This window comes from Vibrio nigripulchritudo ATCC 27043, from assembly GCF_000222685.1.
Lineage (GTDB): Bacteria > Pseudomonadota > Gammaproteobacteria > Enterobacterales > Vibrionaceae > Vibrio > Vibrio nigripulchritudo.
This window is the reverse complement of sequence record NZ_AFWJ01000309.1, coordinates 1-22,431: the sequence shown is the minus strand read 5'-3', so window position 1 is coordinate 22,431 and position 22,431 is coordinate 1. Positions and strand designations below refer to the sequence as shown.

Genomic DNA, 22,431 nt, shown 5'->3' with positions numbered 1-22,431 from the left:
AATATTCCGGGAACTGTTGATGAATACCCTAACTGGCGTCGCAAGTTGTCCTCTAATCTGGATGACATATTTGCCAAGGATAATATCCATCAGTTAGCAGAACGTTTAACAGAACTTAGAAAGCAGCGTTAAACAAAAGCCAGTAGCCTGAATGATGATTTAGGCTATATGCATTGGCTTTCACTTTCTGGCATCCATGCTAGACTGAATCGCTTTCAATATACCTGTGCGGTAACGCTGTCTGATTCAAGCTCAGATGTTATTCATCAGGAAGGGGCTTAACCGCTCACATTTATAATCGTCAGGGGACAAGGCGTTGAATAATAAAACACAATCCAAACAAGCCTATGCCCAACTTTCGCAAGCTGCATTTGCCGATCCATTTTCTTTTCTGGGGCCGTTTAGTCAGGAAGAAGGTATCGCGTTAAGAATCTGGATTCCGGGTGCAGACAATGTTCAGTTGGTATTAGAAGATCAAAACCGCATTCCACTTGAAAGAGAAGAGAACAGCGGTTTTGTGTTGAAAGGCGATATGGACCTGAACCATGTTCATTATCGCTTAGCGGTTGACTGGTCTGGCACGGAACAGATCGTCGATGACCCATATCAGTATCACGCGTTATACGCAGAGTACGAAGATTTACATACCCCCAAACAGATGTACCATCAGCTTGGTGCTCAGTTTATCTCCCTCGAACGCGGTGGAAAGCAGGTCAACGGGACTCGCTTTTTGGTCTACGCGCCTCACGCCAGTGCGATAAGCATCGTTGGTGCTTTTAACTACTGGGATGGCAGAAGGCATCCACTGCAAAAGCTGGATTACGGTATCTGGGGGCTATTTATCCCTGACCTGCCAGAAGGCACTCAATACAAATTTGAAATGAAAGGTCCTGACGGGGAAGGGCTGCCACACAAAGCCGATCCTTGGGGTTTCCATTCTGAGCAGCATCCATCATTTGCGTCGCTGACTTATGATCACCGCCGATACGACTGGCAGGATGAAACGTGGCAGCAACGCCCAGTCACCCAAAAGCGAAAAGAAGCGCTCTCTTTCTACGAACTTCATGCCGGTTCCTGGAAGCGAAACGAGAACGGTGAGTTTCTTAATTATCGTGAACTTGCTGACCAGTTGATTCCTTATCTGGTGGATCTCGGTTACACCCATGTCGAGCTGATGCCAGTATCAGAACATCCGTTTTACGGATCTTGGGGGTATCAGCCTGTTGGCTTGTTTGCACCAACCAGCCGATTCGGTTCACCGGATGATTTCAAATATTTCGTCGATCAGTGCCATCAGGTAAATATTGGTGTGGTGTTGGACTGGGTTCCTGCCCATTTCCCGTCAGATGATCATGGTCTGGCGAATTTTGATGGTACGCCACTTTTCCACGATCCTGACCCTCGTAGGGGTTGGCACCAAGACTGGAATTCATTCATCTATGACATGGGAAAAGAGCACGTACGTCGCTTCCTGGTCTCTAATGCATTGTACTGGTTTGAACAATTCCACATAGACGGTATTCGTGTGGACGCGGTTGCCTCCATGCTTTATCTCGACTATTCCCGTAACCACGACCAATGGTTACCTAATATGGATGGTGGAAACGAAAACTACGATGCCATTGCTACTCTGAAATGGATGAATGAGGAAGTGTATAAGCATTTTCCAAACGCCATGACCATTGCAGAGGAATCCACGGCATTTCCCGGAGTTTCCGCTCCCACATTTATGGGTGGTCTGGGATTCGGCTTCAAATGGAACATGGGGTGGATGCACGACAGTCTCTCGTACATTAAAGAAGACCCAGTGCATAGAAAATACCACCACGACACCATCACATTCCCACTAGTTTATGCACACAGCGAGAACTATGTGTTATCGCTGTCTCATGATGAAGTCGTGTACGGAAAAGGTTCTATTCACAATAAAATGCCCGGTGATGAATGGCAGCAAACGGCTAACCTTCGAGCGTACATAGGCTATATGTATGGTCAGCCTGGGAAGAAACTGAATTTCATGGGCGCGGAATTTGGTCAGACAGCCGAATGGAACCATGACGATCAATTGCAATGGTTCTTATTGCAATTTGACCGCCACAAAGGAGTGCAGGATCTGACTCGCGACCTGAATTTCCTCTACCGGAAAGAAAAAGCGTTACACGATCAGGACAGTGACCCTGAAGGTTTTGAGTGGCGACTGCAGGATGCTAAAGATGCGAGTATTCTTGCTCATGAGCGAATCAGTGAGTCTGGAGAGCGTATCTTGATTGTCTCCAACTTTACGCCTGTTCCACATGAGCGATTCAGGCTTGGTGTTCCCAATGAAGGGGCATACGAATTGGTATTGAACACGGACGACACTAAGTACAACGGCAGTGGGTTTGATGTTCACTCAGTTGTTCAAACGGAAAAAGTGGAAAGTGAAGGGCTGGATCAGTCACTGAACTTACGCATTCCGCCGCTTTCGACGGTGTTCTATAAGCTAAAATAAGTCGCGTTATAACCAGATGAAAATAAAAGAGCGAGCCAATTGGCTCGCTCTTTCTTGTTTGCGGTATCTTAAACTCGGAATTGACCTAGCAGACGGCTTACCTGATTACCAACTTGGTTCAGGTTCTCTGCTGAGTCTGTGGTTTCCATGGACTGAGTAAGTGTTTTATCGGAGATATCAGACATGGTATTCACATTTACGCTTACTTCATCAGCTGCGGTAGCCTGCTGACCGGCTGCGCTTGAAATCAGACCGATAGAGTCGTTGATTTGAGCGATAAAGCCGTCGATGGAAGTCAGTGCTTCTTCGGCAGACTGAACTTGAGCAGCGGTTTCTTCTGCATTTGAGCGGCTCTTCGTCATTGCCTGACTCGCACTTTCAGAGCGTTGTTGCAAGCTGACGATGATGTTCTGAATTTCTTCAGTCGATTCCTGCGTTCTGGATGCCAGAGAGCGAACTTCATCGGCTACCACCGCAAATCCACGACCCTGTTCACCTGCACGAGCAGCCTCGATAGCGGCGTTCAGTGCTAACAGGTTGGTTTGTTCTGCAATGCTTCTGATAACGTCCAGAACCGTACCAATCTGCTCACTGTCTGAGCGGACTTGCTCTACTGTGTCACTTGCGTCAGAGATTTGTTGAGACAGACTTTGCATCGAAGTAGCTGCTTCAACCACAACGCTTGTACCTTGTGATGCTGCTTCAGCAGTAGACTGTGAGAGTTCAGCGGCTTGCTGAGCGCTGTTGCTCACTTCTTGCGCACTTGCTGACATCTCTGTCATCGCAGAGGCTGCCAGTTGAGCCTGAGATTGCTGCTCACGCACTTCCTGTTGCGTACTGCTTGCCTTCACTGTCAACTCTTGCGCAGAGGTAAGCATACTGGAAGAGGCGGTGTTCAGTTCAGTGACGGTCTTTTGAAGTTTCTCAGCAAACGTATTGTAGTTACTCGCCAGCAATGCAAGTTCGTCACTGCCGTTTACAGGGATACGAATGGTCAGGTCACCTTCACCCTGCGCAATGTCTTTAAGCACATCGTTAGTAGACTGAATTTTGCTGGTAATGGCTTTTGTCACCACAAAAGAGACGAGAATACCAACAATCACCGCCGCTGCCGCTAGCATGAACAGCAATGATGTTGATGTTTCCGTATTTGATTTGGCGTGATTGGCAGCGTCGCCCATCGAACCACCTATAGAAGCTCTAAGTTCGGCAACCTTGAGCGCAATTTGAGGACCTACAGTATCTAAAATCTTGATACCATCGTTTCGGTCATAAATCATTTGCGAGACGCTATTTGCAGCAGCCTCATACTGATTTAATAGCTCCTTGGCTTCAGTAGTTAGGCGACGACGCTCTGGATTCTCAAGCGTTCCGAGTAGTGTGTCTAACTCTTTCTCTGAAGCATTGAATTCTTTGTTGAAGCGCTCTACCTGTGCAGGTTGGTTTTCAACCAGGAACTTGGATACGTAAAGACGGGAAAGTAAAAGAGCACGTATCGCACGTCCGGCATGGTAAGCCGCCACGACATCTCCGTCGCGTTTAGCTGTGTCCATTACCTTGGTAAGTTTACGTTCAATCTGTGGACCGTTAGCATTGAGTGTACCGTTAACAAGATCGTTACGGCTGTTCATATTGGTGACCACTGTACCTTTAAATGTGGAAAGGTAAGTCGACTTCATTTCTTCAATTTCTTTCAACATTTTTACCCGCTCAGGATTTTGAATCTCCTTGTAAGCGCGAGTCATGTCTTCAGTCCACGACGCAGTTTGTTGATCGAATTTATCAACAAACTCCTGTTTCCCCGTTTTTATAAAGTTCTTAACCGTTAAGCGCAGGCCGTAAACACTGTCAGTTACTTCCGCTGCTAGCTCAGTATCTGGGGCTAAATCAAAGGAAATCTTATTCATATCCTGTGACAACCCATTTAACAGATTTGAGCTCACTACAGCGATAGCTATTAATATAGCAATCAGCACAGCCGGCGTTATCGATAATTTTTTAGCAATAGAAATATTGTCCAAACCCATTGTCTTTTCTCCGTAAAAGATAAAGCCGCATTTATTATTCTTCTCATAACTAAAGTAGCAAAAAATGGAACATTCAACATAAAATATGAAAAATATTCTCTGAATAATGGAATAAGCGTCTACATATCATTAGCTTATGATATAAGTTGTATGGAAAGCAATCTAATAGTGGAAAAATATCAAGATTGAGCTAGCTGAAATAATAATCATACGTAAACCAAAATATGAAAATATATTAACAGAATGATTTTTGCCTATAATTTCGGCGTTATTAATTGTGCTTTTGTATGAAATAACGTTCGCTATATTTACCGAATGATAGTACCCAACAACATCAAAAATGAGTCAAGGTGTATTGTTTTCATCAAAGTTTATTTCATTTAAAGGTCATGGCTTATTCAAGAAAAATACCAATAATAATCATTTGACCTGAATTAATTCGAGATTTTGTTTAAAACATACCTCAGCGCAATCTTTAGCCTGTGATTTGCAAAGAGACTTGGGTATATACTGGTTCAACTCATAAGAAAAACCTGGAAGACAGTGGGCAGAAAACCATATGGAATATCAAATAGAAGCGGTATCGCTGCATAAGCGATTCAAATCTGTTGTTGCCGTTGAAGAGGTCAGCTTCGGTGTAAGGCAAGGGACATGTTTTGGCTTACTGGGTCCAAACGGAGCAGGGAAAACGACGACCCTGGAAATGCTAGAAGGAATAATGCAGCCTACAGGCGGCGAAATTCGATATCGCGGTAAGCCCATCACTAAAGATGTGTATCACCGACTTGGCATCCAATTTCAAAATACGGCATTGCAGGATTACCTTACAGTAGAAGAAACACTCAAGATGTTTAGCGCGTTTTATAGCCGTTCCATGCCTTATGACGAGTTAGTCTCCTTATGTCAGTTATCGGATTTTGTTTCTCAGGATCACCGAAAGCTTTCAGGCGGGCAGAGGCAAAGGCTGCTTCTGGCATTAGCACTCATTAACGACCCAGAGCTGATCTTTCTGGATGAGCCAACGACGGGGCTCGATCCTCATAGCCGACGCTTATTCTGGGATTTGGTGAATAAAATCAAAGCTAATGGCAAAACAGTGTTGCTTACCACGCATTATATGGATGAGGCACAATATCTGTGTGATGAAATAGCCATTATGAACAAAGGCAACATCATTGCGATGGATACGCCGGACAACCTTTTGACTCAACATTTCTCTGGCGCACTTATCAGCCTGCCAGAATCGCATACCGCTAACGCCTCTTTGAATGGCGAGTCGGTGCATTATTCGGAAGGGCGCTGTTTTATTCAGTCAGAAAACGTAGAAAAAACGCTCACAAACTTAATGTCATCCAATATTTCTCTGGAAGGTTTGCAAGTTAAATCCGCAAATCTGGACGACCTGTTTATAAAGCTGACCGGGCACACGCTAATAGAAGAGGAAAGCGAAAATGTTTAGCCGATTTTTAGCCGTGCTTGTCGCACGAAATTATGAGTTTATGCGAGATCGAAGTGCATTGGGTTGGAATTTGGTTTTTCCAATATTAATGGTGATTGGTTTTGCGTTTGTCTTTTCGGACGAAAATAAGGTTTTGTATAAGGTGGGTGTAATAAATCTGTCACATGAAACTTCGACACCATTTCAAGAATTGAAATATTTAGAGTTTATAGAATATAAAGACGGTAAAAATGCTGAGCTTAAATTGCAACAACATAAGATTGACCTGTTGGTTGATTTTAACCAGAAAGCATATTGGATAAATCAATCCTCTTCGAGCGGATACATTGTTGAAAAATTACTCTTAGGACAACAACCTGAATTTATAAAATACACAATAGACGGAAAAGCCATTCGATATTTAGATTGGGTAGTTCCAGGTATTTTAGGTGTAAATATGATGTTCTCATGTTTGTTTGGTGTTGGATATGTGATTGTTCGTTACCGGAAAAACTCGGTACTAAAACGGCTCAATGCGACACCTTTGAGAGCCATCGAGTTTTTGTCTGCTCAGGTTTTGTCCCGTCTCGTCATAGTTATGTTTATCAGCTCAGGTATATTCATAGGTAGCCACCTGATTTTCGATTTCTATATGCTTGGCAGCTTTTTTACTCTGTTTCTGGTGGCATTCCTTGGAACGTCTTCCATCATCTCTCTTGCGCTGTTAATTGCCTGCCGTTCTGAATCTGAAGAATTCATCGGGGGAATGCTCAATTTGATTTCGTGGCCAATGATGATGCTATCGGGTGTTTGGTTCTCACTTGAAGGCAGTCCTCAGTTTATTCAGGAAATGACCAAGATTTTCCCGCTGACGCACATGCTGGAATCCGCCAGAGCAGTCATGCTGGATGGTGCAGGAATCGCAGATATATGGGGACACCTTGTAACGCTTGCCCTGATGACGGTTGTCTTTCTTCTTGCTGGAGCTTACTTCTTCAAATGGCAGGGAGAAGCCCGTTAACGCTTCATTGATACGTTCAGTAGAAACTTTTCATCCCAATAGACTGAGTATCAAGAGCCCACATCGAAAGAGATGGCATTTTGGCAAGATGATGGCTATTCAGTGAGGATTTAACCAAACGGAGGTGTTTTCGCCTCCGTTTTTGATCTCAGATGAAAAATATCACCTATATTTAAATTATTTGAATCATACCTTTGGGCTATTTCGAAAAGGATTTTGGGGGGTGGCAAATGAGCGAGATACTCATTGTGGACGATGTTGCTGAGAATTTGCATGTATTGCGAAAGATATTGGTGACAGAAGGCTACAAAGTGCGGGCAGCAACATCGGGAGAGCAAGCCATTCAGGGAATGCTGACGAACACTCCTGACATGGTTCTGATGGACATCAATATGCCTGAAATGAGTGGGATTGAAGCATGCAGAGAAATCAAGTCTCACCCTGCGCTGAGCGGTATTCCGATCCTTTTCGTTAGTGCTCATTCTGAAATAGATTTTGTTGTCGATGCGCTCAATGCTGGTGGTGTGGACTACATTTACAAGCCCTATCGAAGTGAAGAGGTGACCGCCAGAGTAAAAACCCACCTGAATTTGGCGAAATCCCATCAGGCAATGGTGAACCGTGAAGTGGTTGCTGCTATTGGTGAAATGGTTTCTGGGGTTGCCCACGAGCTGAATACCCCATTAGGTGTTGCCACAACAGCGTCTTCACACCTTTCTGACCTGCTGCAGACTGTCATTCGTTCCTCCCAGAATCAGACTTTAACCGGCAAAGAACTGAATGAGTTTTTTAAAGCTGCGGAATCGAGCCTGGAAATGAGTAGTCGGAACATCGCCACAGCCTCCAAACAGGTCGATGCCTTTAAAACTGTGGCTGTGGATCAGCTTGAACATCGGGTCAGAGCAGTAAAACTGAATCACTATTTGATGCAATGTGCGTCCTTACTTCGTCCAAAACTGGAAGAGCAAAATATCGAGATGGAAGTGTTCAGCGGTGAGGATGAAATCGATATTGACCCAAGCCCTATTTTCCAGATTGTATCCACGTTGCTGACCAATTCGATACATCACGCCTTTGAGAATATATTCGAAAGGGTCGTGAATCTGAACGTCAGCATTGAAGATCAAGAACTGTGCATGGAATATTGGGATAACGGCAATGGTGTGTGTACCGATGTTCTGACGAACCTGTTCAAACCGTTCTTTACGACAAAAAAAGGAAGCACTCGCCACATTGGGCTGAGTGCCTCGGTTTTATATACTCTGGTGACCATCAACCTTCACGGAACTCTGTTTGCTTCCAGTGGAGATCGTGGTCTGTATTATGATATCCGTATTCCTATCAGCAGCCTTAGTTAACGGAACAGTACTTTTTTGAGAGGAGTCTTAGACAGGCTCCACACAAACAATACGCTGCAAATGAGTGTTCCGCTCACCAATACAAAATCTCGGGTGAACGCTTCCAATCCTGCAAAACGGACCAGATTGTCGACCAGAATCTGAATAGGAAGATGTGCCACGTAGATCCCTAGCACCAGCTTAGACAGGCTCATCACCCATTCGCGACGTCCCCAGTCTGGATTTGCCAGCAGGATGAAGAATAATCCTGTTGCCCAGATTGGTGTGCCCGCCAGAAAATCATGAGTATTAAATGGCGTTCCATAGGCAGTCAGAATCTCGGCTTCTCCCATATGAAGTGACAATCCAACCAAAGCTACGATGATGGCTGACTGAATGTTCATCGTCAGATTCAACCGACGAATTTCAAAGCCAATCAGTACCATTAATGTGCTGAAAAATGGCCCATTCCGCGTGAAAATTGGGAATTCTATTCCCGTGACTTCTCTATAACTTCCGGCCAGAACACCAAACACATAAAGACCGCCAGCAATCAGGATAAGTCCTCTCGTCCAGTTAAAGCGTACGCCCACGGCAATAATTGCCACGGCACAAAGCAAACCGGGGATAAACCATAAGTGTACCAGCCCGCCTTCAAAGAAAGTGTTTAGAGGGTTTTGTAATAGCCATTCCCAGTACCCACTGCGTTCTGCAATATACCCATCTGTTAAGAAGGCGTGCCAGTTAAATGGTATTAGCAGGCAAATGACACTCCACACTAACCAGACCTGAATCAAGGGCAAACTGTAGTTTTTGAGTGTGGTAAAAGGATCGTGGCTTAACTTGGGTTGAATAAGAAACCCTGAGAGCAAAAAGAAAAAAGGTACAGCAAAACGGGAAAGCTGATTGAGAGCGTAACCCGTCCAGATTACCGCATCGCTGGCGTTTGGGTGATTGAGCGATTGGCTATGAAGAAATATGATAGCAAACATGGCTATCAGTCGACCCAGCTCCAAACTGGCAATTTTATTGGAATGAACTAACGACATAAAGAACTCACTCTTAGGATTTATTTCTCGACTTTACCCAGTATTTCATTAGGTTACGCTGAGCCACGTCATAAAACGAAATGGGTTAGATTAAGAGTTCTTAATGAAACGAAAGTTGCCAGATGCGGATAAATTGACATTCACATCAAGCCAAAATGAGTCAGCATTGCAATTCCGACAGAGCAGGTGAGTAATGAACCTACTGTAGTCAGTGCAATGATGTTGGCGGCTAACGTGGGGTTTCCTCCCATAGCTCTTGCCATCACATAGCTTGCAGCTGCGGTAGGTGATGCCGTCATAAAGAACAGCAACCCTAACTCCATCCCACGATACCCCAGTAACAATCCGCCTCCGACTATAATCAGTGGGCACAAAAAGAGCTTCTGAACCGCGGAAAACCAGGTGGAGTTGATTTCTTTTTTGAGCGAGCGAAGGTTCAGGGAACCGCCAGTACAAAGAAGAGCTAGTGGTAGCGTCATGTCTGCAAAGTAACCGCCAGCATGTGAGACGATTTCAGGAATGGGTACGGACAGTGCATAACATACAAAACCCAGCAGAATAGCGATGATCAGCGGATTCTTAGTGATCGATTTTCCAAACATGGAAAAGGCTTTCAACTTCGAATCTTGTTGTTTTGGGCTTAATGCAATGACCGCCAGAATATTGTAGAGAACGGTAACGGCACCTACATAAAGCGCTGCGTTTGCGACACCTTGTTCCCCATACATATTTGCCATGTAGGCCAAGCCAATAATAGCTAAGTTAGAACGGAATCCGCCTTGGACAATAACGCCTATGTCACTGGAATCTTTAAAGAACATTTTGGTTGAAGCAAACATGAACAGAAAAAACACCAGATTCGCGGTCAATCCATACAAGGTAAATGGAAGACTTTTTCCCACATCGTAATCGGACTGAACAATGCTCAGAAACAATAACGCTGGTAGCGTGACCTTAAAAACGAGTTTTGAAGCCGTTTCTATAAACTCTTCGTTGATAAGATTCGCTCGTTTAAGAAAGACACCAAGCACCAACATTAAACAGATAGGTCCGGTGATACTGGCAGAAAAAGCGAGCTGTTCGAGCATAAAGACTTCCTAGAAATATGCGATGTTCAAAGTGATTTGGATACAAATGTATCTTCTCGGTAACAGAGATGCCATCGTTTCGCGGTTTTGGTGCCCAATGACAAGCAAGAATCACAAAGATGTTTAAACTATCATTATATCTTTGAGTAATAATTTCAATAAGATGTCATATCATTTTACCATTCTTAGCGTGGTTGAGATTAAATACAGGTTGTAAAAAAGAACGACTGTGCTATTAATAAAAAGCGCGAACTGATTCGTTCGCTTTGTCACTTTTGAGAGTTCTGATGAGTAAAGGCAAACTGACCAAAGAAAACATACTGAAAACCGCATTCCATGTCGCCAGCCAAGACGGCTTGGAAAGTCTGACGATTGGTGAGTTAGCCAGGCATTGCAGTATGTCCAAAAGTGGTCTTTACGCGCACTTTAATTCTAAAGAGAACTTGCAGGTTACCGTGATTGAGTATGCGAACCTGATTTTTGCGCAGCGGGTCGTTGAACCTGCAAGAACAAAGTATTCAGACGATATAGAAGCCAAAATCCGGTTGCTGCTTGAAAATTGGCTGACCTGGAATCACTCCTTTCAGGGGAGCTGCATGTTTCTTGATGCATGGCGTAGCGATGCTGAAGAGGGAAATGCTATCCAGAAGAGCCTGGTTGCTGGTATTGAAAAATGGCTTCATTACCTTGAAATCCAGGTCGAGAAAGCGAAAGAGAAAAACATTTTTATGGTCGATCTGGATGCAAAACAGGCAGTTTTTCAGCTCTACGGTGCTTATCTGAGTAGTCAGCTGTTTTATTCTGTAGAGGGTGAGCAAGTGAGCCGTGAACGTTTCTGGTTGAGCGTGAATTTCCTGTTTGATCACTGGCGGAAATAGCAGGGTCAGCAGACCCTAAAACCAAAGACAAAATAAAGACAAGACTGGTTAACCAGTCCATTTTTTTAACTATAAATAGTACGAGCGTTCTATTTTAAGGGAATGACAACACCATGAGTGAGAAGATTTATTTTAACGCATCCAACAAGTTCAGCCTGAAGCGAAGTCTGGTGAACTGTACAACGCGTCTTCACCACACCCTTGCGCCAAAACATGCGATGAAGACAGCGCGAAAGGTGTTGCTGACTCCCGCCAGACTGGCACCTAAAAATCCCACACCACAAGGGCTAATCAAAGGTACGGTAACGACCAGCCATGGCAAGCTTTCCACCTATCAGTTAGGGAGCGGACCTGTCTGGGTGCTTACCCATGGGTGGTCAGGCAGTTCTAACCAGTTCTTTCCACTAATGGAACACATCGCTTCCAAAGGATACACAGCTTTGGCGTATGACCACCCAGCGCATGGTGAAAGTGAAGGGGAGGTAGGGCATATACCCGCGTTTGTTGAGGGGCTGGATACCGTGCTTGACAGTGTGGATGAATTTGCGGGCATCATTGGACATAGTATGGGGACGGCTTCAGTGCTTGAGAGCCGACACCAAAAGGCAGAAAACTGCCCAATCATTCTTGTTGCTCCCGTTCTGAACTACCTGGAAAATCTGTTCTCTAGTATTCGTCGTTCAGGGTACTCAATGAGACTATTCAATGCGGTGGTTGGTGAGGTGGAGCGTCAATATAACTTTCCTATACAATCCATCGATCCCTATGCTCGTCTAATGGCAAGAAAAACGCCGTGTGTCATCGTTCATGATATTGATGACAAATTTACGCCATATTCGGTATCGGAAAAAGCCGGTGAAGAAGCTGAACGTGTTCAACTGGTGACGACGACCGGACAAGGGCACGGCAGGGTAATGAAATCCCCAGAAGTCATGAAGGCATTTGATGGTTTGCTGTAACTAAAACACTGGCTTGCACATTTTTACGGAACAAGGTAAAAACAATCAGTAATTCAAACACAAGGAAGAAAAATGATTACTGAAAATACCTATTTTGACGGCAAGGTTAAATCACTCGGGTTTGTGCAGGCGAATCAAAATTTAAGTGTTGGAGTGATGGCAGTAGGTGAATATACCTTTGGAACTGAAGCACCCGAAAGAATGACAGTCGTGAAAGGCGATTTGACCGTTCGTGTCATCGGTTCCGAAGAATGGATAACATACGCGTCAGGTGAGTCCTTTGATGTCCCACGTAACTCATCATTTGACCTTAAGGTAGAGCAGCCAACCGCTTACCTATGCGAGTACCTGTAAAAAAAGAAGCCACATAGCCGTCGTAGGGATACGCCGGAGCAGTCTATGTGGCGGAAAAACAAATAAAGATCGAAACCTGATACGGCTTACCAGAACAGTTGGATCAGGTTTTTTTCGTTTTTTGCGCTCAAAGCCAGTTTGAACGAATAGGCTCCAGCGACACTAAAGGCGAAAAAGGCTGGGAAAAGTAACGCGTTAAACGCCCATATCGAAAACAGATAAGCCCCCAAAATCCCACCGATTACAAATCCAAAAAGAAGCGCCATAAATAAGCCGAGTTTCCTACGATCAGGTTTTTCACCCCTCAGCCGAGCCCCGAGCAGCAACCCTAAATCAGTAATAATGCCAGTCATATGAGTGGTACGGACTACCGCTCCGCTGTAGGTTGTCACCATGGCATTTTGTAATCCGCAAGCCGCAGAGGCTAAATAGTGGCCAGAAATGGATCCTTTGGTAAGAACCCATGCTGCCAGGCTTAAGAGTATGCCTTCCAGAACAAGTGCAATGCCGTAGTGACGACCCAGCTTCAATGCCGTGTTTTGAATGAGTAGCCCACTCACTGCAGCACCGGCTAAAAAGGAGAGGACGACCCAGAGTAAATGCAGTGAACTGGCAGGAGATGAAAGTAACTCAGTCCCGAGTAATGTAAGCGTACCCGAAAGGTGCGATACGGATTGATGCTGGAACCCTAATAAGCCAATAGCATTGACGATACCTGCGATGGCTGCCAGACAAAAGGCACCATATTCAACCCAAGGGGGTAATCGAGTTAGCATATGAAACAACCAGCCTGCTTGAGAAAGAAAGCTATATTAACGCTGAAATAAGAAGTGTGTGCCAGAAAACTACGTTGGATTGATCCAGGGCAACAGCAATCGATTGTCGTTCGCGGTTTCTAGGCACTTTCCGCTGGTTTTGAACTTCCGTTTGCTGAGCGTTGACTGCGCATATTCAGAATATTGCCCGCCAGCATTAGAATGCCTCCCAACAAAACCCACCAGTCTAGCGTTTCGTTGTAAAGCCACATGCCCACAACAGCAATAATAGGTAAGCGGAAGAAATCGAGGGAGACGACCACCCCTGCATCGGCATACAACATGGCTCTCGCAATACAGAAATGGGCAGTTAAACCAGTCAGACCAACAATAAAGAGGTGTAGCCATTCGATGCCCATTGGCATCTGCCAGTCTTGATAAGACAAGACCAACCCAATGGGGAGCTGAATCAAACACATTAAAAATATGATCACCAGCGGCGGTTCTGTTTCGGCGAGATATTTAGTGCACACGTAAGCGGTTGAAAAGCTGATCGCAGCCAGGATGACAACAAATGATGCCGGGTCGAAAATATCTGCCCCCGGTTTAACGATCACCAGAACTCCAATAAACCCGAGCAACAAAGAAAAAGCTTTTACCTTGGTAAATGATTCATTGAGAAACCAGCACGCAATCAGAAGTGTCCAGAGTGGTACTGTGAATTCCAAGGCAAACACATTGGCAAGCGGTAAAAGGGATATGCCGACAAACCATGAATACTGCCCCACAAAGTTGATGAGATTTCTTCCAAGGTGGATGCCCATTTTAGGCGATTTTACTAAATGAAACTGACGAAAATGCGCCAATAACAGAGAGACCAGAATCAGTCCAATAACGCTGCGAGTGAAGACCAGTTGAACGGGCGTATACGCTTCACCCAATTCTCTGGCAGAAATTGCCATAAAGGTGAACGAACATAATGTTCCCATCATCCACATTACTGCCTTCATTCACTCTCCTTGGCTTTGGCTATGGTTGCTCTCGTCAACGTAGGCTAGCACGTTGAAAATTAATGTCCTTTTAATCAACTAGCATTAACGACCATATAGCAAATGGCTGATTATTTCACCTCGACCAAAGTTTAATGCTCTATGGAGAAAGGGTGGCTCGCTGGCTTTTATAGAGCCGGAACATGGTGATGGCATTGATTATTGCAAATGTGCTTTCCATAAGAATTCCACCGACTGAACCAAGAATCAGATTGTGAATCAGCCAGCACAAAGTGTTGAGAAGAACGGTGCCACGCATCGCCAGCCCTTCCCATTTGTACATTCCCCATGTAGCAATCGATGTGCTCAAAAGCGTGAGATATTGATGAGGTTCTGAAGCGTTTGGTAAACCCAGAACCCAGATTAGACCGATAAATACCCACATTAGAAACGACGACTGAGTGCGAGTAGAAAAGTAGATCCTCAGGACACTCACTGCGCAGGTGGTTGCTGCAGTCATTGCATCCATCAATACGAAATGGGCAACCAGTAATACCTGGAATAAAGCGAGATGGATTCTCATGCGGTAGCTGCATTTATGGGCAAACGCAGCCGACCCAAACAGAAAGGCGATAAAGCCCACCAGTTGGGGGATCTCGGACAATTGGTCAAGCATAATTATTTTTGTGAACTAGCGCATACTGACTAAAAACGCATGATAATAAAAAATGGAAACTCTATGTAGGAAATCTCTCACAAATGCTGTAGGAAATGGTGAAAGTTTCTGATGCTACATTAAAGCGCTGACTTAATAACCCTCTGAATATTATTAAGAATATTAGATGTTACTTATAAGTTATTAAAAGGTTTTTGCTCTGGTTAGCCAGAAAAAACTCAATCCGGAGCTAATATTATTCATGTCGACAGGATACGACGCTGTTCTAAGGAAAGAGCAGTTAAATTGGAATAAAGCACGAAGCTTTATATACAAAGGACAGTCATCAGGGACGCGCACGGAAGAATTTGGATATACCTACGGAATAGGTTGCTTCGCTACAGGAATAGCGAGGGTAAGGATACAAATGGACACCGCTTTGGAAGGCGCGTAACGGACAGGCAGCAGGATGTTGCAACATTGATGGAGTGAATGACGCGGGATGCGTTAAGTAGCTGGAACGCTGCCAGAAAAACTTAACCCCAACACGAAAGTGTTGGGGTTTTCTTTTTAGAAGTAAAAAATGAACATCACACTTCAGAGGTAATATAGAAACGATTTTTCCCGTTTCTTTTTGCCATATACATCGCATTGTCCGCTTGATTGAGGCGCTGCTCGAACTCGCGGATCGGACCTGCGGTCATCACCACACCAATGCTTGCGGACACCGGATGCTCGTCGCAGGTATGCTCTCCACAGGAGCAAACATGCTCAATCTTAGTCAGCAGAGACTGTAAAAGCTGACCAATCTGTTCGTGAGATTGGGCTTCCGTTAACAAAAAGACGAATTCGTCACCGCCGAGTCGCGATGTAATCCCTATCCCTTCAAAGTGTTCACTAATAATAGAAGCTATCTGTTTTAAAAACTTATCGCCTTGTTGATGACCAAAACGATCATTAATGTGTTTGAAGTTGTCGAGATCAAGCAGGCAAAGTGCCGTAACTTGCTGGGGTTCTAGCTTTAGGTTCGAAACCTGCTCCTGCAAACTCAAGCGATTTACTAATCCTGTCAACGGATCTTTCATCGCCAAATCCTGCAACACTTCTTTTTGCCTTTGAAGCTGCTCGTTGGCATCTGAGATGACAGACGTTTTGTAAAAGCTATAAACCATCGCACTTAAAACAACTAATGTCAGTGCAGAAAATGCAAATAAGACAAGGTAGGGGATCCAGAGAATAGGCATGGTTTGGGTGAAATGAATGTCCAATTGCCATGTTCTGCCGGGCAATGTTAGCGGAAAACTGTAAGAAAGATGACCATCGGGTTCATCGTTCACCAGAGGAAAGATACGTTTGTTGGTGTCACGAGTCACATCACTCAATACGAAATGAATGTGGTCCCGATTTGCCAGATTGTTCAGAAGCAAACGTTCAGGCTTTACCAGCATTATCACAAAGCCTTTCAAATTGTCTGGTGGAAAAACGTTCTTATCCAGAGTTCTGTGATTCTCATGCTGCTGAAATACTGGAAAGTAGATGGCGGTTGCGAGTGGACCATCTGGATCTTGAACAATCGAAAATGGGCTGGTGGCATGAATGCGTCTGAACATCGCCGATTGACGAATGGCGTGTTCGTTGTATGGGCGATTAGCCAGCTCTAACCCAATGGCTTTTTTGTTGGGTTGCAGAGGCTCGGTATACATGACTGGAAAGTATACGGCTTGATCTGGAGCTTTCAGCGTTTGCGATGCATTGCTGTTGGTCGTGAAAAAGCCTTTCGGGGCGTACCCTTCCTGCTTTAAGTTGTATTCAACAAGAAGCCTTTCCGCTTCGGTTATCTTGGGTGCCCACTGTATCGCCAGAATGTTGTACTGGGCACGAAGCATGATTTGTGAAAATTGAGCGAATTCTTTGCGCGACACCTGCTCAGACGCTGAAAACAAGGCCCCGTATGACTCGAGCAGCCCTGTGACATTATCTAGCAGGTACTGTGCTTCAAGGGCTTGAGTGTAAGCAATTTCATACAAGCTGGTTTCAACATTTTGCTTCTCGACAGTCGCAGCGATGCTATAGACAAACCAGGAGCTTAAGCTTCCTAAGCATGTCGTAAATAAAACGAGCAACGCCTGAATACGAGTAAGTTTGACCAACATGGAGTTTGAGAACCAGCAGAATTACGATAACCCTATATTTGCATATGCTAATTTATTTAATAAGTGGCTCAGTGAAATTATTATGAATTCTTGACGCAGTATCACCGACTTCAATACTTTTTTCATAATACGTATTTTTATTGAGAGAATGAAAGTTTTTATTTATCAATAACATGGCGGAATGTGAGGTTAATTCTTTGTTTCTTCGCCTTTTTTGTTTTTGGAACCGAGTGCAACCAATAATGTTGAGTTTCGCCCGCCATAATCAAAAGGGAGCCATGCGTTAAATTAAATTCTTGTTTTTCATCCAGATGTTTGTGTTTAAGAGCAAAGCGCCTCGTATCTCCCAAAGACACTGAAGCAATTATCGGGTTGGTGCCTAACTCTGGTTCATTGTCCTGATGCCAGCCCATAGAGTCGCTGCCGTCACGATACAGGTTTGCAAGCACCGAATTGAAGGTCATCCCTGAAATTTGGCGGCAACTTTTCTCTAAAGCTCGAAGTTCAGGTGTCCACGGGTGAGGGTTCATCGTTAACCCCGAATAGGTATAAGATGCGTCGCCATGCCAAGCCTGTAGGCGAGGTTGGAGTACTTTTCTTCCAAACAAAGTGATCATTTCCTGCTTCCATGGAAGGGATTCAGTGAGCTTGATTTGCAATTTATTGGCATTTAACTCAGTAAGAAAATTGGGATCCCAGTAGATTTTTGCGTTTGGGAATTCGAACCAACGACCGCTTTCCTCTGCGAACAAGTCATAGTTTTGCAACTGCACCTCCTCCTGTGGTTGATTTACTCTCAAGTTTTACCGCTTTTCGCATTCAATATCGTTTTGAACCCATCAACTTTAACAAATATTGAGAGAGTAAAAAGTGGATTATGAGGTACAGGATTCAGTATGTTTTTTCCGACTTATCAGAGTGTGATTCTGAAGCAACCCTAATCAATTCAGAAAAGGCGAGAAATAGATGATAAAAGGTGCTGGCTGGGCTTTTGTAGTGAATAGGTAATCCATTTTCATCCACCTGATCAATCCATAGCCCGTGTTCTGCTTCGTCTAGATAGAACTTGAATATGTTGTTCACTGCTTCAGAAATGCCAACTCGGTATGTATTCAGCCTGTCTGTTTCCCACAGTGCAATTTGCGCCTTAAGGTATTCTGTCTGGCACCACAGTCTGGATGTAGAACGAAGGGTTTCACCGTCAATGAGCACCTCGTCTCTCACTAAGCCATTTTCGTTGTGTCCGTGCAGATTAACAAACTGCTGCAGCTTATGAATTTCCTGCCCGGTCTCTTCCCCTGTCATGTTTCGATACTGGTTTAAAAGCCATATCCATTCATAGTGATGACCGGGGTCGATACGCTCTGATTTCTCATGCTTAGGGTTCAGCTGAGAGTCAAAAAACTCCTGCAGGCAATTTGTGCCCAGAAATTTGCTTTTAAACAAGTGATAAAGGTTTTTTGCTCTAGATAGCCAGCGTTGATCTTGAGTAAATTGATAACAAACCAAAGTCGCCTCAAAAAGGTGCATGTGTGGGTTTTGACTTCGCAACACTCTGTTGGTATCGGAAGAAAAATACCCTCCGTTTTGCCTGTCCGACAGATACTGCTCTAACCATTCAAAGATGGATTCCAGTTGGTGTTTACTTTGCTGGCTATTGGTCAGGTTGAAGTGCCATGCGTAGCCCAAGAGTGCAAAGGCAATATCATAAGCTTCGGTCTCCATGCTGTGAGGATCTCGTTTGTTATTGATTGAAAAGAAATAGCCTCCGTTTTCTGATTCAAACTTTGGAAATCCTTTCGTTACGGCAGATTCAATTTGAGGGAGTCCATCGATCATGCCCAACTTCGTTGCATGGCAATAGACATACACTTGTCGAGGCTGCACCCTGAATCGAATTCCCGGTTCAAAGTACGCTTGTCCCGGTGTCAAAAGCCCTTCGACGAAGAGCCCGTTTTTTTCGTCAAAACCTTTTCCAAGCCATAACGGTAACGCATGTTGCTCTAGCCATCGGCGACACCGAGCTGCTTGAAATTCAATGCTTTCCATTACTCCTCCATGAGTTCGACCTACGTCATTAAGTGTTCAGCAATGAACCGTGATTCATCAGAAATTCCACAACGAAACAGCTTTAGAAAGGCACTTAGTTACGTTGCGTGGGTTTTCGAACTGATTTTCAAAAATGCGATATTGGTCATTTATTGAACAGTTGCAATGTGAGTCGTTATAAATCATATTAACTATATTATCAATAAAAATGACTCAATTTGATTCATTTTGAGTTAAAGCTAAGAGCCAATGACAGATTCAAATTTATCGAACGAAAACCTTATTCACCGAATGACTCAAAGCAAAGTCAGTCCAACAGAGCGTCGTTTAGTGGAGTACTTGCTTTCTCTATCGGAATACAAGCTGGCGACATTGAGCACGGACGAAATTTGCCAGAATGCCAACGCCAGCAGAGCCACCATCGGGCGTCTTGCAAAAAGGTTCGGCTACACCGGGCAGCGAGAACTCAGGATGGAAATTCTGAAAAGCAGCAGGGCAATGAAAGCGCAGGTTGAGTCAAGCCCAGAAAGCTCGCCAGACTTGTCAGCCAGTGATACGGCGATAGAGGTGGCCCATAAAGTGTTTGGCAATTGTTCCGTTCGCGCATTGCGTTTCTCAGACATGCTGGAGCAGTCTGACGTGCTGGAGAATACGTTAAACGAAATTCTTGCAGCTAGCAGAATCATTACGTTCGGAGTAGGGCAGTCGGCGATTGCAGCTTTCGATTTGTATCAGCGATTACTTCGCATTGGATTATCCATTCATTGTGATTTGGATTGCCACACCCAGTTGGTTAAGGCGTCACTGATGGAAGAAAGTGACCTTGCCATCATCATTTCTTACTCGGGTGTTACTCGGGAAATGGTCGAGGTGGCTCATACCGTTAAAGAGCGCAACAGCAAGCTGTTAGTGGTGACTGCAAAGTCGGGATCTCAGCTCGATGAAATGGCGGATCTGACGGTTCTGACTCCTCCGGGAACCGGGCTGTATGGTATGGACGCGGCGATGAACCGAATGATGCAAATTATGTTTAATGAAGTTATTTATCAATGCCTTGTCGTCGATTCTCCAAGCAGAGTGGTTATAGCTGATCAAGTTAATCGGGCGTTGGATCGTGGAAAACTCTTGAAAGAAACCAAAAGGACAAAAACATGACACAGCATTCTCAGATATCAGAGTTAGAGGAGTCTGCGAGGCTCGCTCGAAAATACGTGTTTGATCAGATATACGCGTCTGGATCCGGTCACCCCGGTGGAAGTCTGTCCTGCATAGAAATACTGGTCGCACTTTATCTCGGGCGAGTAAAGCCTGATTCTCAATGGATTCACACAACCGATCGGGACCACATCATTTTATCGAAGGGACATGCCGTTCCTGCCCTTTACTCTGTCCTTGCTTTGGCTGGTTTGATTCCCGTAGATGAACTGAAAACGTTGCGACAACTAGGATCAAGGCTTCAAGGGCATCCGGATCGCTCTCGTCTGCTTGAAATTGAAATGTCGACCGGCTCACTTGGTCAGGGGTTATCGGTCGGGCTTGGGCAGGCAATTGCTCTGCAAGACATCAATAGCTCGCACTTTGCGTTTGTCGTTCTGGGTGATGGTGAGATGAACAGTGGCCAGGTCTGGGAAGCGATCGCTTACGCCGGAAGTGCCGGGTTAGGAAAATTAGTCGCCATTCTCGATGCAAACGGCATTCAGAACGACGGAAGGGTGGAAGACATTCAGAACCTGATGCCTTACCGCGAGAAGCTGGAGTCGTTTGGGTGGGCGGTGTACGAAGTGGATGGTCAGTCAATGGAAGAAGTGTTGGGTGCTATTCAGTGGGCAACTTCTGATGAGTTGGCAGATAAACCCAAAGTAGTGATTGCCAATACAACTAAAGGTGCTGGCGTGTCGTTTATGGAAAATCAGGTGGACTGGCACAGTCATGCATTGAGTGATGAAGAGTATCAGGCAGCCTGCAAAGAGGTGATGTCATCATGAATATTGAAACTCCGTTTGAACCCAATAGCTTGGTCTCACTAAGAGACGCATACGCAAAAACCATTATGTCTGTCGGTAACGCCCATGAAAATGTCTATATGCTGGACGCCGACTTGTCTAAATCCACCAAGACTGCTGAGTTTGCCAGCCAGTACCCGAATCGCGCCCTCAACATCGGAATTGCTGAGCAGAATATGGTCGGTATCGCGGCAGGGCTTTCTACCATGGGGCTGGTTCCGTTTGTGAATACTTTCGCGGCTTTTCTGACACGACGAGCATGCGACCAAATTGCCATTTCCGTGGCTTACCCAAAACTGAACGTTAAGTTCTTTGGATTTCACGGGGGAATCAATTTAGGGGAAGACGGCGCAACGCAACAGGCGGTAGAAGACATCGCCATCATGAGGTCAATCCCAAACATTCGGGTCTATTCTCCCATTGATGCCAATGATCTGGCGTGGGTGGTGAATGACATCATGGCTCACGAAGGTCCAACTTATGTCAGGCTCTCACGCTTCCCGTCTCCCACCTTGCTGACTGAAAAGTCCAAACCAAAAAATGAAACACCGGCATATCGGGTTTTGAAGCCGGGCAGTGACTTAATGGTCATCACCACAGGAACATTAACCTCAAAGCTGCTGGATGCGGCAAAAGTGATGGAAGAGAAGGGTCTCAAAGTTCAGGTGGTAGCGGTGACTCGCATTAAACCTTTAGGTGGCGAACTCGCGGATATCGTGATGAACACTGATGCCCCTGTTGCAGTAGTCGAAGAGCATTCAATTCATGGTGGGCTGGCGGATGCGGTGAGTCAATTGCTCGATGCCCGTGCCCATTCCCACGTTTTGCATCGGATAGGCGTTCAGGACAGATTTGGAGAGTCCGGTCACCCAGATGCACTACTAGAAGCATTTGAACTGGCGGGTGATCCGCTGGTGAAAAAACTGTCGGCATTGATATCGTGAGTGTCGGCGAATTTGCCTTCTGGCAATTCATGTAGCGGTAAGGATGAGTCGCCAGTAGCTAATTATGGAAAAGGAGTTCAGCAAAATGAAAAGTCGAAGGATAATATCTCTTTCTACACTCTTCATAGCGTTACTGAGTGCACCATTATCAGCGAAAGAGACAGTTACAGTCTGGTCGTGGTTTGTTCAAGGAACCATGCAGAAGTCTATTGAGGCTTTTGAAAAGAACAACCCAGACATT

General features: G+C 44.9%; 19 protein-coding genes. 10 read left to right on the top strand and 9 right to left on the bottom strand.

What is annotated here, in order from left to right; translation table 11 throughout:
* Positions 1–316 precede the first annotated feature (316 nt).
* Positions 317–2,491, top strand: a complete 2,175-nt coding sequence (gene glgB / locus RH89_RS25635; RefSeq protein ID WP_004408356.1) for a 1,4-alpha-glucan branching protein GlgB — start codon at positions 317–319, stop codon at positions 2,489–2,491.
* A gap of 68 nt (positions 2,492–2,559) precedes the next feature.
* Here glgB and RH89_RS25630 read toward each other — a convergent pair whose 3' ends face one another.
* Complete coding sequence (locus RH89_RS25630) at positions 2,560–4,398, bottom strand: methyl-accepting chemotaxis protein (RefSeq protein ID WP_244410443.1); 1,839 nt, start codon at positions 4,396–4,398, stop codon at positions 2,560–2,562.
* Between the two features lie 679 nt (positions 4,399–5,077).
* Between RH89_RS25630 and RH89_RS25625 the strand changes: the two genes are divergently transcribed.
* The 3 genes from RH89_RS25625 to RH89_RS25615 all read left to right on the top strand — a co-directional run bounded on the left by RH89_RS25625 (position 5,078) and on the right by RH89_RS25615 (position 8,335).
* Positions 5,078–5,977 carry an ABC transporter ATP-binding protein gene (locus tag RH89_RS25625; RefSeq protein ID WP_004408353.1) on the top strand — a complete coding sequence of 300 codons (900 nt, stop codon included), beginning with the start codon at positions 5,078–5,080 and terminating at the stop codon, positions 5,975–5,977.
* Complete coding sequence (locus tag RH89_RS25620; protein ID WP_004408345.1) at positions 5,970–6,977, top strand: ABC transporter permease; 1,008 nt, start codon at positions 5,970–5,972, stop codon at positions 6,975–6,977. The genes RH89_RS25625 and RH89_RS25620 overlap by 8 nt, the downstream gene beginning before the upstream one ends.
* A gap of 230 nt (positions 6,978–7,207) precedes the next feature.
* The gene (locus tag RH89_RS25615) at positions 7,208–8,335 is read left to right on the top strand and encodes a hybrid sensor histidine kinase/response regulator (protein ID WP_004408342.1); all 1,128 of its coding nucleotides are present in this window, start codon (positions 7,208–7,210) and stop codon (positions 8,333–8,335) included.
* On the opposite strand, the gene RH89_RS25610 is transcribed toward RH89_RS25615, so the two are convergent.
* Both RH89_RS25610 and RH89_RS25605 read right to left on the bottom strand, forming a co-directional pair.
* A complete protein-coding gene (locus RH89_RS25610; RefSeq protein ID WP_004408340.1) occupies positions 8,332–9,363 on the bottom strand; it encodes an acyltransferase in 1,032 nt (343 codons plus the stop codon). The two genes, RH89_RS25615 and RH89_RS25610, sit on opposite strands and share 4 nt — an antisense overlap.
* A gap of 140 nt (positions 9,364–9,503) precedes the next feature.
* A complete protein-coding gene (locus RH89_RS25605; protein ID WP_004408339.1) occupies positions 9,504–10,451 on the bottom strand; it encodes an AEC family transporter in 948 nt (315 codons plus the stop codon).
* A gap of 287 nt (positions 10,452–10,738) precedes the next feature.
* Here RH89_RS25605 and RH89_RS25600 point away from each other — a divergent pair, with 287 nt between their 5' ends.
* The 3 genes from RH89_RS25600 (at position 10,739) to ppnP (ending at position 12,642) form a co-directional block, all read left to right on the top strand.
* Positions 10,739–11,329, top strand: coding sequence for a TetR/AcrR family transcriptional regulator (locus tag RH89_RS25600; protein ID WP_004408337.1), 591 nt, complete (start codon positions 10,739–10,741; stop codon positions 11,327–11,329).
* 113 nt (positions 11,330–11,442) lie between these two features.
* Complete coding sequence (locus RH89_RS25595) at positions 11,443–12,288, top strand: alpha/beta hydrolase (protein ID WP_004408335.1); 846 nt, start codon at positions 11,443–11,445, stop codon at positions 12,286–12,288.
* A gap of 72 nt (positions 12,289–12,360) precedes the next feature.
* Positions 12,361–12,642: a pyrimidine/purine nucleoside phosphorylase gene (ppnP, locus tag RH89_RS25590; protein WP_004408333.1), complete on the top strand. Its 282-nt coding sequence runs from the start codon at positions 12,361–12,363 to the stop codon at positions 12,640–12,642.
* 86 nt (positions 12,643–12,728) lie between these two features.
* Here the strand turns inward: ppnP and RH89_RS25585 are convergent, their stop codons facing one another.
* The 6 genes from RH89_RS25585 to RH89_RS25560 form a co-directional block, all read right to left on the bottom strand.
* Complete coding sequence (locus RH89_RS25585; RefSeq protein WP_004408331.1) at positions 12,729–13,418, bottom strand: YoaK family protein; 690 nt, start codon at positions 13,416–13,418, stop codon at positions 12,729–12,731.
* Positions 13,419–13,537: 119 nt separating this feature from the next.
* Positions 13,538–14,407: a DMT family transporter gene (locus tag RH89_RS25580; protein WP_004408329.1), complete on the bottom strand. Its 870-nt coding sequence runs from the start codon at positions 14,405–14,407 to the stop codon at positions 13,538–13,540.
* A 139-nt stretch (positions 14,408–14,546) separates the two neighbouring features.
* Positions 14,547–15,062: a YgjV family protein gene (locus RH89_RS25575; RefSeq protein ID WP_004408328.1), complete on the bottom strand. Its 516-nt coding sequence runs from the start codon at positions 15,060–15,062 to the stop codon at positions 14,547–14,549.
* Positions 15,063–15,631: 569 nt separating this feature from the next.
* Positions 15,632–17,194 carry a diguanylate cyclase gene (locus RH89_RS25570; RefSeq protein WP_004408327.1) on the bottom strand — a complete coding sequence of 521 codons (1,563 nt, stop codon included), beginning with the start codon at positions 17,192–17,194 and terminating at the stop codon, positions 15,632–15,634.
* Positions 17,195–17,352: 158 nt separating this feature from the next.
* Positions 17,353–17,967 carry an alpha-ketoglutarate-dependent dioxygenase AlkB family protein gene (locus RH89_RS25565; protein WP_004408325.1) on the bottom strand — a complete coding sequence of 205 codons (615 nt, stop codon included), beginning with the start codon at positions 17,965–17,967 and terminating at the stop codon, positions 17,353–17,355.
* Between the two features lie 118 nt (positions 17,968–18,085).
* On the bottom strand, positions 18,086–19,243 hold the full coding sequence (locus RH89_RS25560) for an AGE family epimerase/isomerase (protein ID WP_004408323.1): 1,158 nt from the start codon (positions 19,241–19,243) through the stop codon (positions 18,086–18,088).
* A gap of 249 nt (positions 19,244–19,492) precedes the next feature.
* On the opposite strand from RH89_RS25560, the gene RH89_RS25555 reads away from it, so the two are divergent.
* Genes RH89_RS25555 through RH89_RS25545 form a run of 3 tightly spaced genes read left to right on the top strand, consistent with a single transcriptional unit; the run spans position 19,493 to position 22,190 of the window.
* The gene (locus tag RH89_RS25555; protein ID WP_004408322.1) at positions 19,493–20,398 is read left to right on the top strand and encodes a MurR/RpiR family transcriptional regulator; all 906 of its coding nucleotides are present in this window, start codon (positions 19,493–19,495) and stop codon (positions 20,396–20,398) included.
* Complete coding sequence (locus RH89_RS25550; RefSeq protein WP_004408321.1) at positions 20,395–21,228, top strand: transketolase; 834 nt, start codon at positions 20,395–20,397, stop codon at positions 21,226–21,228. The genes RH89_RS25555 and RH89_RS25550 overlap by 4 nt, the downstream gene beginning before the upstream one ends.
* Positions 21,225–22,190 (top strand): transketolase family protein, encoded by a 966-nt coding sequence (locus RH89_RS25545; protein ID WP_004408314.1) that lies wholly within the window; start codon positions 21,225–21,227, stop codon positions 22,188–22,190. Before RH89_RS25550 ends, RH89_RS25545 begins: the two co-directional genes overlap by 4 nt.
* Positions 22,191–22,431: the final 241 nt, after the last annotated feature.

What these genes read in the sequence shown, in the direction of transcription:
- RH89_RS25630 (WP_244410443.1), bottom strand. Translation starts at nt 4,398, where the DNA reads ATGAATAAGATTTCCTTTGATTTAGCCCCAGATACTGAGCTAGCAGCG.
- RH89_RS25625 (WP_004408353.1), top strand. Translation starts at nt 5,078, where the DNA reads ATGGAATATCAAATAGAAGCGGTATCGCTGCATAAGCGATTCAAATCT.
- RH89_RS25620 (WP_004408345.1), top strand. Translation starts at nt 5,970, where the DNA reads ATGTTTAGCCGATTTTTAGCCGTGCTTGTCGCACGAAATTATGAGTTT.
- RH89_RS25615 (WP_004408342.1), top strand. Translation starts at nt 7,208, where the DNA reads ATGAGCGAGATACTCATTGTGGACGATGTTGCTGAGAATTTGCATGTA.
- RH89_RS25610 (WP_004408340.1), bottom strand. Translation starts at nt 9,363, where the DNA reads ATGTCGTTAGTTCATTCCAATAAAATTGCCAGTTTGGAGCTGGGTCGA.
- RH89_RS25605 (WP_004408339.1), bottom strand. Translation starts at nt 10,451, where the DNA reads ATGCTCGAACAGCTCGCTTTTTCTGCCAGTATCACCGGACCTATCTGT.
- RH89_RS25600 (WP_004408337.1), top strand. Translation starts at nt 10,739, where the DNA reads ATGAGTAAAGGCAAACTGACCAAAGAAAACATACTGAAAACCGCATTC.
- RH89_RS25595 (WP_004408335.1), top strand. Translation starts at nt 11,443, where the DNA reads ATGAGTGAGAAGATTTATTTTAACGCATCCAACAAGTTCAGCCTGAAG.
- ppnP (WP_004408333.1), top strand. Translation starts at nt 12,361, where the DNA reads ATGATTACTGAAAATACCTATTTTGACGGCAAGGTTAAATCACTCGGG.
- RH89_RS25585 (WP_004408331.1), bottom strand. Translation starts at nt 13,418, where the DNA reads ATGCTAACTCGATTACCCCCTTGGGTTGAATATGGTGCCTTTTGTCTG.
- RH89_RS25580 (WP_004408329.1), bottom strand. Translation starts at nt 14,407, where the DNA reads ATGAAGGCAGTAATGTGGATGATGGGAACATTATGTTCGTTCACCTTT.
- RH89_RS25575 (WP_004408328.1), bottom strand. Translation starts at nt 15,062, where the DNA reads ATGCTTGACCAATTGTCCGAGATCCCCCAACTGGTGGGCTTTATCGCC.
- RH89_RS25570 (WP_004408327.1), bottom strand. Translation starts at nt 17,194, where the DNA reads ATGTTGGTCAAACTTACTCGTATTCAGGCGTTGCTCGTTTTATTTACG.
- RH89_RS25560 (WP_004408323.1), bottom strand. Translation starts at nt 19,243, where the DNA reads ATGGAAAGCATTGAATTTCAAGCAGCTCGGTGTCGCCGATGGCTAGAG.
- RH89_RS25555 (WP_004408322.1), top strand. Translation starts at nt 19,493, where the DNA reads ATGACAGATTCAAATTTATCGAACGAAAACCTTATTCACCGAATGACT.
- RH89_RS25550 (WP_004408321.1), top strand. Translation starts at nt 20,395, where the DNA reads ATGACACAGCATTCTCAGATATCAGAGTTAGAGGAGTCTGCGAGGCTC.
- RH89_RS25545 (WP_004408314.1), top strand. Translation starts at nt 21,225, where the DNA reads ATGAATATTGAAACTCCGTTTGAACCCAATAGCTTGGTCTCACTAAGA.